This is a genomic window from Gammaproteobacteria bacterium, assembly GCA_029884425.1.
In the GTDB taxonomy this organism is placed as follows: domain Bacteria; phylum Pseudomonadota; class Gammaproteobacteria; order S012-40; family S012-40; genus JAOUHV01.
In genome coordinates this window covers 34114-48444 of record JAOUHV010000016.1, presented here as the reverse complement: position 1 = coordinate 48444, position 14331 = coordinate 34114, and the positions used below count along the sequence as shown (strand labels likewise).

General features: G+C 51.1%; 16 protein-coding genes. 5 read left to right on the top strand and 11 right to left on the bottom strand.

The features are described 5' to 3' along the window. Positions 1-1175: hypothetical protein (locus OEW58_06480; protein ID MDH5300992.1), on the top strand; the 1175-nt coding region annotated here is incomplete at its 5' end. Between the two features lie 6 nt (positions 1176-1181). Here OEW58_06480 and OEW58_06475 read toward each other — a convergent pair. Further along, entirely contained in the window at positions 1182-1724 is a 543-nt protein-coding gene (locus OEW58_06475) for a dihydrofolate reductase family protein (protein MDH5300991.1), read from the bottom strand. A gap of 115 nt (positions 1725-1839) precedes the next feature. Between OEW58_06475 and OEW58_06470 the strand changes: the two genes are divergently transcribed. Next, positions 1840-2580: a DUF5020 domain-containing protein gene (locus tag OEW58_06470; GenBank protein ID MDH5300990.1), complete on the top strand. Its 741-nt coding sequence runs from the start codon at positions 1840-1842 to the stop codon at positions 2578-2580. A gap of 438 nt (positions 2581-3018) precedes the next feature. Here OEW58_06470 and OEW58_06465 read toward each other — a convergent pair whose 3' ends face one another. From OEW58_06465 to OEW58_06450, 4 genes are all read right to left on the bottom strand, one after another. Then, entirely contained in the window at positions 3019-3414 is a 396-nt protein-coding gene (locus OEW58_06465) for an ACT domain-containing protein (GenBank protein MDH5300989.1), read from the bottom strand. Next, positions 3411-4544, bottom strand: a complete 1134-nt coding sequence (locus tag OEW58_06460) for a histidine decarboxylase (GenBank protein MDH5300988.1) — start codon at positions 4542-4544, stop codon at positions 3411-3413. The genes OEW58_06465 and OEW58_06460 overlap by 4 nt, the downstream gene beginning before the upstream one ends. Before the next feature lie 145 nt (positions 4545-4689). Further along, positions 4690-5142, bottom strand: coding sequence for a YaiI/YqxD family protein (locus OEW58_06455; GenBank protein MDH5300987.1), 453 nt, complete (start codon positions 5140-5142; stop codon positions 4690-4692). Positions 5143-5195: 53 nt separating this feature from the next. Beyond that, the gene (locus tag OEW58_06450; protein MDH5300986.1) at positions 5196-6029 is read right to left on the bottom strand and encodes a MipA/OmpV family protein; all 834 of its coding nucleotides are present in this window, start codon (positions 6027-6029) and stop codon (positions 5196-5198) included. A 332-nt stretch (positions 6030-6361) separates the two neighbouring features. On the opposite strand from OEW58_06450, the gene OEW58_06445 reads away from it, so the two are divergent. Next, positions 6362-6604: a DUF2934 domain-containing protein gene (locus OEW58_06445; protein MDH5300985.1), complete on the top strand. Its 243-nt coding sequence runs from the start codon at positions 6362-6364 to the stop codon at positions 6602-6604. Between the two features lie 49 nt (positions 6605-6653). On the opposite strand, the gene OEW58_06440 is transcribed toward OEW58_06445, so the two are convergent. The 3 genes from OEW58_06440 to OEW58_06430 all read right to left on the bottom strand — a co-directional run bounded on the left by OEW58_06440 (position 6654) and on the right by OEW58_06430 (position 8092). Continuing rightward, positions 6654-6935, bottom strand: a complete 282-nt coding sequence (locus OEW58_06440) for a hypothetical protein (GenBank protein MDH5300984.1) — start codon at positions 6933-6935, stop codon at positions 6654-6656. A gap of 117 nt (positions 6936-7052) precedes the next feature. Next, complete coding sequence (locus OEW58_06435) at positions 7053-7475, bottom strand: hypothetical protein (GenBank protein MDH5300983.1); 423 nt, start codon at positions 7473-7475, stop codon at positions 7053-7055. Positions 7476-7486: 11 nt separating this feature from the next. Continuing rightward, positions 7487-8092, bottom strand: coding sequence for a TetR/AcrR family transcriptional regulator (locus OEW58_06430; protein MDH5300982.1), 606 nt, complete (start codon positions 8090-8092; stop codon positions 7487-7489). A gap of 233 nt (positions 8093-8325) precedes the next feature. On the opposite strand from OEW58_06430, the gene OEW58_06425 reads away from it, so the two are divergent. After that, complete coding sequence (locus tag OEW58_06425; GenBank protein ID MDH5300981.1) at positions 8326-8907, top strand: PhnA domain-containing protein; 582 nt, start codon at positions 8326-8328, stop codon at positions 8905-8907. Between the two features lie 50 nt (positions 8908-8957). On the opposite strand, the gene OEW58_06420 is transcribed toward OEW58_06425, so the two are convergent. The 3 genes from OEW58_06420 to gnd all read right to left on the bottom strand — a co-directional run bounded on the left by OEW58_06420 (position 8958) and on the right by gnd (position 12653). Further along, positions 8958-9647, bottom strand: coding sequence for a hypothetical protein (locus OEW58_06420; GenBank protein MDH5300980.1), 690 nt, complete (start codon positions 9645-9647; stop codon positions 8958-8960). Between the two features lie 64 nt (positions 9648-9711). Continuing rightward, positions 9712-11211, bottom strand: a complete 1500-nt coding sequence (gene zwf, locus OEW58_06415) for a glucose-6-phosphate dehydrogenase (protein ID MDH5300979.1) — start codon at positions 11209-11211, stop codon at positions 9712-9714. 14 nt (positions 11212-11225) lie between these two features. Further along, positions 11226-12653, bottom strand: coding sequence for a decarboxylating NADP(+)-dependent phosphogluconate dehydrogenase (gene gnd / locus OEW58_06410; protein ID MDH5300978.1), 1428 nt, complete (start codon positions 12651-12653; stop codon positions 11226-11228). A 136-nt stretch (positions 12654-12789) separates the two neighbouring features. Between gnd and glgA the strand changes: the two genes are divergently transcribed. Continuing rightward, a complete protein-coding gene (gene glgA / locus OEW58_06405; GenBank protein MDH5300977.1) occupies positions 12790-14235 on the top strand; it encodes a glycogen synthase GlgA in 1446 nt (481 codons plus the stop codon). Positions 14236-14331: the final 96 nt, after the last annotated feature.

The following is a 14331-nucleotide window of genomic DNA, read 5'->3' as shown; positions in this document are numbered from 1 at the left end:
GGGTTTCGCTGGCCAGCGAAACCCTGGACAATCAATGGCACCAGGTCACTCCGCTGGACAAACATCGCCTGGAAGTAACCGTTACCGATGCAGCCAATCAAACCGCCAGCAAAAACTTTTCCTTTCAGCTCAATGTCCTTCCGCCCGCATTGACGCTATCGAACATTTCGCCGCCGCTGCAAATCGACACATTCAGCAATCGCCAAGCCTATTCCGGTGCAACGTTTTCCGTCATCAATCAAGAAATCAGCAACACCAGCAGCAAAGACTTTTTGCTGTACCTTGATGATGCAGGCAGTTATTCATTGACACAAAGTTACGAACAAAAAACCAGCGAACACAAAGTCAATAAAATTCTCGACAAGGTTTGGCAAATCACCTTGCCCGATCATGCATTCGACGGCAGCCAGTGCCCATCCACCAGCGACGTAAAATCTCAAGAGGTCGATTATCTGTTCAAATACAACGGCGCGACTACCAACAATGGTTTTATTCGAGTTAACAAACCGCAAGGCATCATTGAACAGACAATCAACATCAACAGCGCAGCACTGCCTGCCAACATTGATGACACGCCAACGCCACTGCACTTGGACAGCAATCACGCCTACAATTCTACCGATAATTTTCATTACGACTACATGACCAATCCATGGGCAGACACCGCCGCCTACATCAGCAGTCGCACTGCCAATGTTTACGATGCCGGCAGCAACACCTTCATCAATCAAACCTGCAGTGAAATCCACACCCTGTATCAGATCAATCGTATCAGGTATGAATCCGTTACCGGCTATCCGCTCAATCAGCGAAAAATAAACACATCAACAGGCAGCGGAAAGCTCCACAGTTTTATTGCCAAAAACTTAAACACCGGCCAAACATTGACTGCAGAAAATGGCTGGTATCGCATCGCGGCCGGCAACAAGGTTTTGATCAGCAAAAAAGTATTGTTGCCATCATTCACTGTCTACAACGACCCATTGGTTAAAACCAATGATTTTGATGCGTTCACCAGTCGCTATCTGGACAAGTTATTGGAATGGAAATTATCGACCGACATCCGCCTGCGCACAGCGCACAACATTGCGGACATCACCCAGGTATCGCAAATGACACAGGCTGAACAGAAATTTGGCCTGGGCATCATGACGCTGAGTATTAGCCGACCATGACAATCCTTAGCCCGCTGATGCACCACGCAAACGATATGTATCCTGCACCAAACCACTGGCAAAGCTCTGCGACTGCTCCAGATGCCATTGACTCGCGCCCTGTTGGCCATCAAACAACGGAATGCCCGAGCCCAACATGACCGGCACCCGGCTGATGGTCAAGCGTGACAGCAACCCTGCACGCAAAAACTGCGACAGCAATTGACCACCATCCACATACAGCGACCTCACTCCTTGTGCCTGCAACTGTTGCAGCATGTGGGATGGCGAGCCGCTGATTGCCCCGGCAACATTTTCTGCCATCGGCAATGGGCGATGGGTTGCCACATAAACCGGGATCGTGTACGGCCAAGGGGAAAAACCCAATACTTTTTCAAAAGTGTTTCGCCCCATCAGCAACGCATCCATACCTGACATAAATCGGCCAAAACCATAATCCTCATCCGGTTGTGCAACGCACTGCAACCATTCCAAGTCGCCTTCTGGCCCGGCAATAAATCCGTCCAGACTACACGCCATGAACCCATGTGCCTCACACCGCCATTCCATAAAATTTTCCTCTTTAAACCCTACTCATTTGGTTCTATTGCATCACCATCTGCAGCTAAATTGCCAGCGGTTATTGACGTTACCGTCAAAGTAAACATCTCTCTTCGAGGTTTCCATGCGTAAAAAAACACTTTGGCTCTTACCCTGTATGCTGATGCTGGCAAACGCTGCTCACGCGGCCAGTTGGAGTTCGACCAATGTCCAAGTGCTCAGCGGTGACAGTTATGAACTTGGTCCCGCCAAGCGCACGATACTCACCATCGAAAATGCGGCTGGCTGGGAATACGGCGACAGTTTTTTCTTTGTCGACATTACTAATCCATGGGGACACAAAACCGGTCAATACGTGGAGTTTTCGCCACGTGCCAGTTTGAATAAAATTTTTGATGCCCCGGTCAGTGATGGTTTGATCAAAGAGTATTTTATTGCATCCACGCTGGAGATGGGCAACAACCTCAACGCCCAACTGCTGGGCCCTGGCGTGGCGTTGAACTTGCCAGGCTTCCGTTTTGCCAATCTTAATTTTTACGCGCGAAAATCGCACCGCGATTGGGCAACGACTGACACCGACATCGGCGGACAAATCACCGCCACCTGGCAATTACCCATCGCGATTGCTTCCACCCAATGGCTGTTTGAAGGCTTCCTGGATTATGCCTGGGGTGAAAACAATAACAGCCATCCCAAGCGCGACAACATCATGACCGCACCACGTCTGTTGTTGGACGCTGGCGCGCTACGAGATCATCCAGGAAAGATATTCATTGGTATTGAGCAGCAAATCTGGCGCAACAAATTTGGCGTTGCTGATACGGATGAGAATGTTACCCAGGCAATGTTCAAATGGGTGCTCTAACGCCCCTGAGCCCCGCCAAATTTGTTAACTTCCGTTTAATTCCCACGTTCGGTAGTCATCCCTGCGGATGGCTACCGAAAAATGTCTATAAATTCATCGAACTATCCAGCCTGACGACTTTTTTCTAAATGTATTCCGTCAGCCGTCGCTAACAAACATAACAGGTATGTTTTTTGGCGTTTGAGGTTAACCTGGAGGAAGGCGTATGAGAATGTTAGTCATTGTTACCTTGCTGTTCTACGCACTCACCTACGCCGAAGTAGGGCTCAGTCCGCGACTCCAAGATAATAACCTTGCAGATATAAACAGCAGCAACTGGACTGTCACGTCAGTCAACCACGAGCATTGATCATCCCTGTTCCAAGCTTTATTCAGAACACTCTTTGGCAGCTAGATAGCGTTAATACAAACAAGTACCGATAATGGTATTTGCCTGCCTCAGGAAACCAGTACATCCTTCACCAAATCCAGGGCTTCTTGAGTCCGATCTGTGGAAATAGCCACCAGGCCATTAGTGTCATCGCGTTTTATGAAACGCAAACTGCGGATATTGATATTAGCATCTTTGAAACGCATGGCAATTTTCGCCAGCGCGCCCGGCTCATCCTTTAATCGAATCAAGATTGCATCTTCGGTAATGCATTTAATGCCGGGGATTTGCCGCAGATTCTGTAGCGCCAGATCGTATTTATTGACGGTAAGAATCGTGACCGCATAATCGCCAAAGGTTTCTGCATCAATGGAATCTATGTTGATATTTTCCTTGGCCAGGCAGTCGGTAATCTCTGCCATAACGCCTGCACGATTATCCGAGACTATGCTGATTTGCTTCATGTCGGCTCCTGATCTTTTCGCAAAATATCCACCAATAATTCATCAATGTGGCGTTGTTTTACATGCGGCATGGTGATGATATGTGCGATGTCATTTTGCACCGCCAACTGCCATTTTCGAATAACCGCACTGCTTGGCCGAGGAAAAACCACCGTCACTGAGTTCAGATTACGCCAGGCGGCGATGCCATTTTCATTAAACACCTTCACCGCATATTTGGCAGTATCCAGACATCCCGCCACCATATCGCGAAATCCTTCCATTCCATATGACTTGATGGCGTACCACAGAAACAGCGGTGTGATGGCACTGCGTGAACCTGCCAATGTCGTGTCCAACGATCCCACGTACTCCACTGATCGAGCAACCCGCTCAACATTTTTCTTGGTCGCCAGCACCACGCCACAGGGCAACGGTGAACCAATCATTTTGTGGCCAGAAATCGATAAACTATGCACACCATCAGCAAAGTCAAACGGCGGGGGATTGTTCATAAAGGGCAGGATCATACCACTCAATGCACAATCGGCATGAATGTAATAGCGCGTAACGGCCAACTCTTTGAGTATCTCCCGAATGGTGGCGATATTGTCAATCGCACCTTTCATCGTGGTACCAATATTGGCAAAAATAATCGGCGGCACATCGCGATGCATGCGAATGGTCGCCTTCAAATCTTCGTAATCAATTTCGCCATTGGGCAGGCTGCGAATCATGATATTGCGCGCATGCACTACGCGCATGATTTTGGAGACGCTGTAATGGGTATCTTCCGAGTAATACACCATGCCCTCGGGGAAAATTTCCCTGGCGAGGTAGATGCCGTACATGTTGCCTTCGGTGCCACCGTTGGTGACATATCCCCACAACTCTTCCGGTTTGGCATGACAAAGCTCGCCAAAAAAATTCAGCACTTCAACTTCAATGTCATGGGTATTGAGACGAAACGTGGAATCCGCGTATGGATCGCCCACATTGTTCAGCGACAAGGACAGAAAATCGTACAAGGGTGAATAATCAAACACCTGATTACAGGGATAGCCCACAAAATGTTCGATTTGTTGCTGAAAACGCTGCCTCAGCTCGTCAAGCCTAGCAGCATCCTGATCCGACAACATTTTTTTCGACATGCTGACAACCTCGGAATCCCAATCAATGGCACTGGAGCATTTTCCATCCATCCAGGCTCAACCAATACTTCCTACAATCTGAAACCGACCAAAGCTCTATCAGGCAAAAGCCAGGCCGTTGAGAAACCCGACAAATCCCAAATCGTTACTGCTTGGAGGCTTGCATCAACAATCGATCAAGGTTATTGGCGAATGCCTGTCGGTCCGCCTGATTTAGCGGCGGCGGTCCGCCACTCTGAATACCGCTGGCACGCAAGGTATCCATAAAATCGCGCATGTTCAATTTGGCTTTAATGGTTTGGGTGGAATACAGCTCACCACGCGGATTGAGCGCATTGCCACCTTTGGCCAGCACTTCTGCCGCCAATGGAATGTCGGCGGTGATCACCAAATCTCCCGCCGACAAACGCTGTACAATTTCATTGTCCGCCACATCAAAGCCGCCCATCACCACCATGGAGCGAATCACCTTTGACGGCGGCACCCGCAGGGAACGATTGGCCACCAGCACCATTTCCGTTTGCGTTCGTTCCGCCGCGCGAAACAATATTTCCTTAATGACCACGGGACACGCATCCGCGTCTACCCAAATTTTCATATATTCAGCCTTACCGATCGTACTTAATACTTTTTGCCAATCACTCAAAAAAACTAACGATGATGGGTGGCCCGTGCGTCGGAGCCAAAAAACAAATACCCCACCACAACACCACCGACCAAATAATTTTGTGTTTCCACCAACGGACTGTCGGCAAAAACTGCCGCATTCAATGTATCGTAGCGAACAAACAAACCCGCCCAGGCTTTGCGGCTGATGCCAGCAAAATTAATACTGACATGACTACCACTATAACCTTCTGTTGCCCGATATTGGGGGCGGTCAGGTGTCGCATACTGCGGCGCAACTTCATAAAAATAGCGATGATATTCACCACTACCCCAGATGGGCCCACCGACCACCGACAGCGTATAGGCGCGGCGAACCGGATTCCAGCGCTGGTAATATTCCACATAGGGGGAATACGTCCAGCCGCGACTCTGCAGCGACTTGAAATCTGATGAGAACACCGCTCGAACGGGATTAACCAGCCACAGCGACTGTGTCGATCCCGCCTGCTCTGGCCACATGCGGAAATGCAGCGAGGGCCCGATTTCGCCCAATGGGTCCAGCTTGGGCATATCAACCCGGGGGTTATGATGGTTTCTGACTGGAATATTTCCTGCCAGACTTAGATCGAGTTTAACTCTGCTGGTCGAAAACAGCTTTTGGCGCACGCCGCCATCATCAATCTGAAAGCTCTCGCCACGATAGCGACCATACGGGAAGGGCGCAGCAAAAAAACTATAATTTTTTGCGCCTCGATAGTCCGGTGCTGCCAGACCGCCAAAGCCGATGCCCAATTCCCACAGCGGTAAATGATTTGCCAGCGCCTGGGTTGACAGTAATTGCAGCAGGACTATCGTCAAGGCACGCAGTGAACTCATACTTTTCAACCCGAAAGAAAATCAACATAGATTATAACGATGTCAAATCAGGAATCTGAAGACAGCAGTAACGCAGTGGTGCACTGTTTGGCAAACCTTACCACAAAAAGAACTGGGCTTTCTGGATTTGCCCCACAATCTATCCTATGTTTACTGCTAGCTTCCGGTGCAAAAGAGCGTAACATACGCCTCGGCAATGTCTGTACAAACTTACGCCCGCAACGCAATCAAGCAAAGCCAGCTCAAGCTGGTCCTTTTGCGAATGCACTGCAACATGCTGAAACGATTTCCCGTATCAACATGCACACACAATAACGACAACAGGAGAGTTTATGACTACAGCCACCGCGACCACTTCCACCAAAAAACCGCGCAGCAAGAAAGCAAGCGTCATGACTGAGCTCAACATCAACACCCTAACCCAGGAAGAGCGTCAGCAAATGATCGCAGAAACAGCCTATTATATCGCTGAACAACACGGATTTGAGCCTGGGCGCGATCAGCAAAACTGGCTGGAAGCCGAACGCCAGGTTGACCAGATGTTAAGCCAGCATATTACCGAGAATAACGCTTAACCCCCTAAAGACCTTCCGCCCCTGCAAACAGGGGCGGTCATTTTGCGCCTCACCACGAACTTGCTGGCAAATCCAAGAAAACCACCAACTGATAACCTGCAAACAAGAACACCGCAAACGTAATTATCGCAATCACCGAACGCAAACTGCCCAACGCGCTGGCATCAATGATTTTTTGTGCTAACAAATCAAACACCGCCACCAGTGGAATCATCGCGCAGGTCAGCGCCACAAACCCCGCCAATGACGCTGGATGATTGGGGAACATCAGCAACAGGCCAAAAAACAACGCAATCAAGGCATACGCCGCCACCAGTGTAACTATTCGCATCCGCTCATCCCATGTACCGAGTCAAAACCGGCCCCAGTATACCCAGCCAGCCCCTCGCCGCCTATCCCCAATAAAAAAGGCCGGGCAAGCCCGGCCTGGAATATCCGCACAGCTAAATTACCACTTCACTGCCTTGATGCGTTCGCGATAACCGTCATGGCAGGCAACGCACGCATTCAGCGCCTTGCCATAATTTTCGATCACTCCGCCCATGTCTTTTTTCTCCGCAGCCGCTTTCATCGCCATCGCCGCTGCGTGCACATCGTTATCGTGGCCTTTGAATTTGGGCAATTCGAATCCCAGCTCAAGCAACAGTGCCTGGCGCTGTTTGATTGGGGGCTCTTTGTGATACGCCACCGATTTTGCCTTGTCGGCAATCAGCGCATAATCAGCTTCGCCTATGCCCTTGACGATCGACTGCATATCTGCCGAAATCATCTGCATGGTTTCCTGTAAACTCTCTGGCTTTCCCTCTGCATCTGCCGCCATGGCTGGCGACACCATCAACAGAGTCAACATCGTTAGCAATAACTTAGTCATACATCACCTCATCAGTTTTCACGTTTTGATACCGGCAACATCGCTGTCAAAAACAATTCCCAAACTGTCTCTTTTTGTTCGTTCAGCGAGAACGAAAAATCCGCCAACGACCAACGCATTAACAAGCCCTGAATGGTGGCAATCAGCAGGGAAGCTGTTTGCCTTGATGGCAAATTATCTCTCACCTGCCCCTGCGCTTTGGCTTCGTCCATCAAGGATGCCAAATTATCCGCGTACACATTCATCACCTGCTGAACACGAGCCTTCAATTCTGGCGACTGCAAATGCAAATCGTCAGAAAACAAAAATCGGGGCAAACCACGCACTTCGCTAACATACACCAAATGGGTAAACACAATCTGCTGCAAACGAACCAATGGATCACCCGATGCGGTAAATATAGGTGACGTTTGCTGCCCCAGGCCGTTCACCACAGCATCGAAAGTCGCGCGCAATAAGTCTTCGCGGGTTTTGAAGTGACGAAACACTGTAGGCTGAGCCACCCCCACGAAATCGGCCACCCGCTGGGTAGTCACCCCCGACAGACCATGTTCCGCCGCCAGCGCCAACACCGCCTGCACCATCTCCTGCTTACGAATTTCGTGACTTTTGCCCATCTGCTCACCGCCTTAATCAGCTTATCGGCCCGGCTGGGAAGTTTGTGAGTAATTGATTACTTTCTTTTCTCATAAAGCCATAACCATTTGATTAATAATATATTTTATTTAGCAACCGACCTTCATTCTCGCCTTTGGGACAGTAACAAAGCCAATAGGCGCGCACTCCGCCAACACCGGAGCTAGGTGGTTTTTGCTATAATGAGCGTTTTTTGATCCCGGAATACAGCATAATGAGTACAGAACAAGCCCTTCACGCACGCAGCGAATCCAAATGTGAACTTTGTGGCGCCACCGATAATCTGGCGGTATACCAGGTTCCGCCCACCACCACTGGCGGACTGGACGAAAGCATCCTGACCTGCGGCACCTGTCTGGAACAGATCAATAATCCCGAGAGCATGGACCCCAACCACTGGCGCTGCCTCAACGACAGCATGTGGAGCCAAACGCCCGCCGTTCAGGTTGTCGCCTGGCGCATGCTGCATCGTCTGCGTGGTGAAGGTTGGCCACAAGAGCTGCTAGACATGCTGTACCTGGACGACGCCACACTGAGCTGGGCTCGCGCCACGGGCGAGGCTGATGCAGAGGAAGACAAAATCATTCACCGCGACTGCAACGGCGCCATTCTGGAGGCCGGCGACACAGTGACCTTGATCAAGGATTTGAACGTCAAAGGTGGCGGCTTTACCGCCAAACGTGGCACCGCAGTACGGGGAATTACTCTAGTGCGGGATAACGCGGAACACATTGAAGGACGGGTTAATGGTCAGCAGATTGTGATACTGACCCAGTACGTGAAAAAATCGATTTGAGAAATCAAAACCGTCTGGCGTTTTTCGGCGCCAGACGTGTCCACCCTGCATTAGCTGCCGGTGGACAATGAGATAATCAGCCAGCCTTTATCAAACTGTGACACACACATGTGGTAATCCGACGGGCTGCGGATTTTGTCCTTGGGCAGATATCCAGTCTCACCTTTATCCAGCACGGTAACTTTCACCCACGCGCCACCACTGGAATCTGCCTTGCTGCGCCAGTCCTTCACCTGCACCAGATGGTACGAGAGGGTACGTAGCGTCCGGCTACCGAAATCCGGCTCGGACTTCAGCAGCACGTTTTCCTCAATCACCACACCGTGGCCAAAAATATCTAAATTATCGGGGAATTCCGTAAAAATATACGGTCCACAAAATGTTACGCCTCGGTTGGAGCGCAAAAACGTTCCCCCAAGGCTCAAAATCCGACTCAGTTCGGTCCAGAGTTCAGAGTCCTGTGAATCCATCCGCCAGTAGTTGGCAAATGCCTGGGCACCGTCGGGCACTCCTTTGTTGTTAACAATTTTGGGCGCGATAAAGGGCACCAGCGATTCATGCTCGCGGAATTTCACCACTTGGCGCAGGCGATCGAGAAATTCCTGCAACGTCGCATCCCGGTACGTGTCATCAACCGGAAGCAAGCGTTTATCAAATTCATCAGCAAACACCGGTGCCGACAAGCCACCGATGGCAAGCAAGCCCACCACCAAGATTCGGATTAAATTGTTATGCTTCACGATACGCCAACTATGTCACAGGTTTACAACGCTTATTCCCATATCGAGCACTGACACTCAGACTTTAGTCCTCATTCGGTCTAAGGGAATGACGCCAGTACTGCCCATCCTTATCAAACAAACGACGTGTTTCCTGCGGCCCCCAGGTGCCCGCTGGATAGGTATGAATAAAATCACGCTCGGTCGACCACACCCGCAAAATCGGATCCACAACCCTCCATGCCCATTCCACTTCGTCGTAACGCAAGAACAAAGTTCGGTCGCCTTCGATCACATCCAGCAGCAAATCCTCGTAGGCATCGTGCGCCACTTCGTTGTCATTGCGGAAACTCGCGTCCAAACTGGTTGTGCGCGTTTTCATTTCCAGACCAGGTTCTTTGACCTGCATTTCCATGCGCACGCATTCGTAGGGTTGAATCCCCAGCAACACCCAGTCAGGGTTGAGTTTATCCACTTGGGTGTTGCGGAACAAATGCTGCGGCGGCACTTTGAAGCGAATGCTGACAGCTGATTTGCCTTCTGCCATGCGTTTACCGGTGCGAATATAAAACGGCACTCCGCGCCAACGCCAATTGTCGATGTAGAGCTTCAGCGCCGCATAGGTTTCGGTGGTGCTGTCATGCGGCACTCCATCCTCTTCCAGATAACTTTTCACTTTAGCACCATCGACCACGCCGCTGGCATATTGCGCACGGAATGATTGCGCGTGCACTGCACTGGGGGCAATGGGTCGAATGGACTTCAGCACTTTCACTTTTTCGTCACGCAGCGATTCTGCATCCATGGTGGGCGGTGGTTCCATCGCCACCAGTGTCAACAACTGCATCAAATGCGACTGAATCATGTCACGCAATGCACCGGCACCATCGTAATAATCCGCACGACCACCAATTCCCATAGTCTCGGAATGTGTGATTTGAACGTGATCGATATAGTTGCGATTCCACAGTGGCTCCATCAACACGTTGGCAAAACGGAACACCAAAATGTTTTGCACTGTGCCTTTGCCCAGGTAATGATCGATACGATACACCTGATGCTCATCCAAGCAGTGATGCAGCCGCTTTTGCAGCATCTGCGCGCTTTCCAGGTCATAGCCAAACGGTTTTTCGATAACTACGCGACGCCAGCCGTGATCTTCACGGGTCAAACCATGCGCTGCCAGACGCTCAATCACCACGCCAAATTCGGCAGGACGCAATGCCATGTAAAACGCCGCGTTGCTGGGAAAACGACTGTCATCATCCAGCAAGGTTTTCATGTCGCCGTAGCAGCATTCTTCGTTGAGATCAAAACTCATGTATTCAAGACGTTTGGCAAAGCGAGTAAAAACGACCTCATCCAAACCACCGCGCGCTTGGGCAACCAGCATTTCGCGCACTTCCGCTATCCACTGTTCGCTGGTCCAGTCACGACGGGATAACGCCATAATGACCGTACCTTCCGGCAGGCGATTGGCCACTTCCAGATGATAGAGGGCGGGCATCAATTTGCGGCGCGACAGGTTGCCGGTAGCGCCAAAAATCACATAGGTGCAAGGTTCGACAATGGCTTTGTTGTGCATGATCATGCTCTCTATCAGTGTTTCGCCAGACTGATCCAGTCAGTGTGAAAAAATTCGCCGCGCGGCCGGTCGATACGCTCGTAGGTGTGCGCACCGAAATAATCGCGCTGCGCCTGCAGTAAATTGGCTGGCAGGGTTGCGCTGCGATAACCATCAAAAAATGCCAGCGCCGATGAAAATGCAGGTGCAGGAATGCCACGTTCAATGGCAAAGCTCAACGCCCGACGCCAACCCTGCTGCGACTGCAAAATCGCCTTTTTGAAAAAATCATCCAACAGCAAATTTTCCAGTTCAGGATTTTTGCTGTAGGCCTGTTTGATTTCGCCCAGGAAGCGGCTGCGAATGATACAGCCTCCGCGCCACATTAGCGCAATGTCACCGTAATTTAATTGCCAGCCGTATTCCTTGGCGGCACGCCGCATCAACATAAAGCCCTGCGCGTAAGAAATAATTTTTGATGCGTACAGCGCGTCGTGTACCGCTGCGCTAATTTGCTGCTGATCAACCTTGCCAGCGGGCAAGTCCAGTGAAATTGTTTTGGCTGCCTTGACGCGTGAATCCTTGATCGCCGACAGACAACGGGCAAACACCGCTTCGCCAATCAGCGTCAGCGGCACGCCCATTTCCAGTGCGTTAATGCCTGTCCAGGTGCCAGTGCCTTTTTGACCTGCGGTATCGAGAATTTTGTCCAGCAATGGCTGGCCATCGCTGTCTTTGACTTTAAAAATGTCACGGGTAATTTCGATCAGGTAGGAATCCAGCAGGCCCTTGTTCCACTCATCAAAGGTTTGCGCCAACTGATCCACACTCAACCCCGCGCCCTCGCGCAACAGTTGATACGCCTCGCAAATCAGCTGCATGTCGCCATATTCGATGCCGTTGTGCACCATTTTCACATAGTGACCGGCCCCACCTTCACCCACCCATTGGCAGCAAGGCTCGCCATCCACTTTGGCAGCGATGGCTTGAAAAATATTTTTCACTTCTGGCCAGGCAGACTTGTCGCCACCCGGCATTAACGATGGCCCAAACCGCGCACCTTCCTCACCGCCAGACACACCGACACCCAAATAGCGCATACCTTGTTGCTGACAGCGTTTGACACGACGCTCAGTATCGACGTACAGCGAATTGCCGCCGTCAATGATGATGTCGCCCTTGTCCAAATGCGGCAGAACCAAATCGATGAACTCATCCACCACCGCACCGGCCTTGACCATCAGCATAATCTTGCGCGGACTTTTCAGGCTCGCCACAAACTGCTCCACACTGTGACAACCGTGTACGTTGTCGTACGCCTTGCCGGGTCCCGCCAAAAATTCATCGACCTTGCTGGTGGTGCGATTAAAAACCGCCACGCGAAAGCCATGGTCGAGCATGTTGAGCACCAGATTTTGTCCCATTACTGCGAGACCAATGAGACCGATATCGGCTTTTTGCATAGCGTGATCCTTTAATACGAGTCCTGTTTTGTGTAAAAATCAGCAAATTAACGCAAACTGACGACAATAACGTCATTCACGGGCGATTACTTTATTGCCTAAGCACTTCAATCATTGGGCCAGGAATACACCACGAATGCGAATTCTTTTTGCGAGCAGCGAAGTTTTTCCACTAATCAAAACCGGCGGATTGGCAGATGTGTCCAGCGGCTTGCCCATCGCGTTACAAAAGTTGGGCGAAGACATTCGCATCGTTATGCCAGCATACCCTAGTGCGTTGAAAAATGCCGGACGTACCACGGTGGTCGCCGAATTTCAGACCGATTTTCCTGGCCGCGTACTGCAAGGCAAATTGCCCAAAACCAAAGTTCCGGTTTGGTTTATCGATATTCCCGAATACTTCGAGCGTGTCGGCGGCCCCTACAGCACCGCCAGTGGTGACGACTGGTCGGACAATGCGCAACGCTTCGCCGCCTTCTGCAACGTTGTCTGCCAACTGGCCAACAACCAACTGGGACTGGACTGGGCTGCCGATGTCGTGCACTGCAATGACTGGCAAACAGCACTGGTACCGGCACTCCTCGCCCAGCAAACCACACGCCCCGCCACGGTATTCACCATCCACAACATGGCCTATCAGGGACTGTTTCCGGCCAGCACCTTTGCCCGGCTGAATTTACCTGCGCAACTGTGGAGTATGAATGGCCTGGAGTTTTACAACCAACTGTCGTTCATGAAAGGCGGCCTGGTTTTCGCCGATCGGATCAACACCGTCAGCCCCAGTTATGCGCAAGAAATTACCCGCGCCGAATTTGGCTGCGGCCTGCAAGATTTGCTGCGTTATCGTCAGGCCAGCCTGTCGGGCATCCTCAACGGCATCGACGACGGCGAATGGAATCCGGCCAAAGACCCGCATCTGGCGGCCAACTATTCAGTTCGCCAACTGGATGCCAAGGCGGCCAACAAAGCGGCACTGCAACAGGCGTTCGGCTTGCCCGTCCGCCCTGATGCGCCATTGATCGGCATGGTGGGTCGCATGGTGGAGCAAAAAGGCTATGACTGGGTGCTGGCCGCCCTGCCGGCACTGCTTGCGCAGGACGTGCAGGTGGTGATGCTTGGCTCCGGCGACAAGACATTGCAAACGGCACTGCAGAATCTCGCCCAACAACATCCGCAGCAATTCAGCGTTCGCATTGGCTACAGCGAACCGCTCGCCCATTTGCTGGAAGCAGGCTCGGACATGTTCCTCATGCCTTCGCGATTTGAGCCTTGCGGGCTGAACCAGATCTACAGCCAGCGCTACGGCACCGTGCCGATTGTTCACCATGTCGGCGGTTTGATCGACTCGGTGATCGATACCAATGAACAAACTTTGCGCGAAGGCACCGCTACCGGCTTCCATTTTTACACCGGCTCGGCCCAGGCCATGACCCAAACCACCTTGACGGCCATCGATATCTACCGCAATGCCAAGGAAATCTGGCATAAATTGCAGCTAAATGGCATGAAAATCGATTTTGGCTGGAAACAAAGCGCGGTACGCTATCAAGCCCTATATCAGCAAGCGCTGCAAACTCGCTAAATACAAACAGGACATTTTAGGGGTATAATACCGGCCTTTTGAGTGTCTGCAGATAGCAACGCTGCAGACACAGTTTTCCTTCCGGAACATCAACAA

Bases quoted from the DNA above. Each gene is read 5' to 3' on its own strand.
- OEW58_06460 (MDH5300988.1), bottom strand. From the start codon at position 4,544: ATGTCGAAAAAAATGTTGTCGGATCAGGATGCTGCTAGGCTTGACGAG.
- OEW58_06470 (MDH5300990.1), top strand. From the start codon at position 1,840: ATGCGTAAAAAAACACTTTGGCTCTTACCCTGTATGCTGATGCTGGCA.
- OEW58_06450 (MDH5300986.1), bottom strand. From the start codon at position 6,029: ATGAGTTCACTGCGTGCCTTGACGATAGTCCTGCTGCAATTACTGTCA.
- OEW58_06430 (MDH5300982.1), bottom strand. From the start codon at position 8,092: ATGGGCAAAAGTCACGAAATTCGTAAGCAGGAGATGGTGCAGGCGGTG.
- gnd (MDH5300978.1), bottom strand. From the start codon at position 12,653: ATGCAAAAAGCCGATATCGGTCTCATTGGTCTCGCAGTAATGGGACAA.
- OEW58_06465 (MDH5300989.1), bottom strand. From the start codon at position 3,414: ATGAAGCAAATCAGCATAGTCTCGGATAATCGTGCAGGCGTTATGGCA.
- OEW58_06425 (MDH5300981.1), top strand. From the start codon at position 8,326: ATGAGTACAGAACAAGCCCTTCACGCACGCAGCGAATCCAAATGTGAA.
- OEW58_06445 (MDH5300985.1), top strand. From the start codon at position 6,362: ATGACTACAGCCACCGCGACCACTTCCACCAAAAAACCGCGCAGCAAG.
- OEW58_06455 (MDH5300987.1), bottom strand. From the start codon at position 5,142: ATGAAAATTTGGGTAGACGCGGATGCGTGTCCCGTGGTCATTAAGGAA.
- OEW58_06440 (MDH5300984.1), bottom strand. From the start codon at position 6,935: ATGCGAATAGTTACACTGGTGGCGGCGTATGCCTTGATTGCGTTGTTT.
- OEW58_06475 (MDH5300991.1), bottom strand. From the start codon at position 1,724: ATGGAATGGCGGTGTGAGGCACATGGGTTCATGGCGTGTAGTCTGGAC.
- OEW58_06435 (MDH5300983.1), bottom strand. From the start codon at position 7,475: ATGACTAAGTTATTGCTAACGATGTTGACTCTGTTGATGGTGTCGCCA.
- zwf (MDH5300979.1), bottom strand. From the start codon at position 11,211: ATGCACAACAAAGCCATTGTCGAACCTTGCACCTATGTGATTTTTGGC.
- glgA (MDH5300977.1), top strand. From the start codon at position 12,790: ATGCGAATTCTTTTTGCGAGCAGCGAAGTTTTTCCACTAATCAAAACC.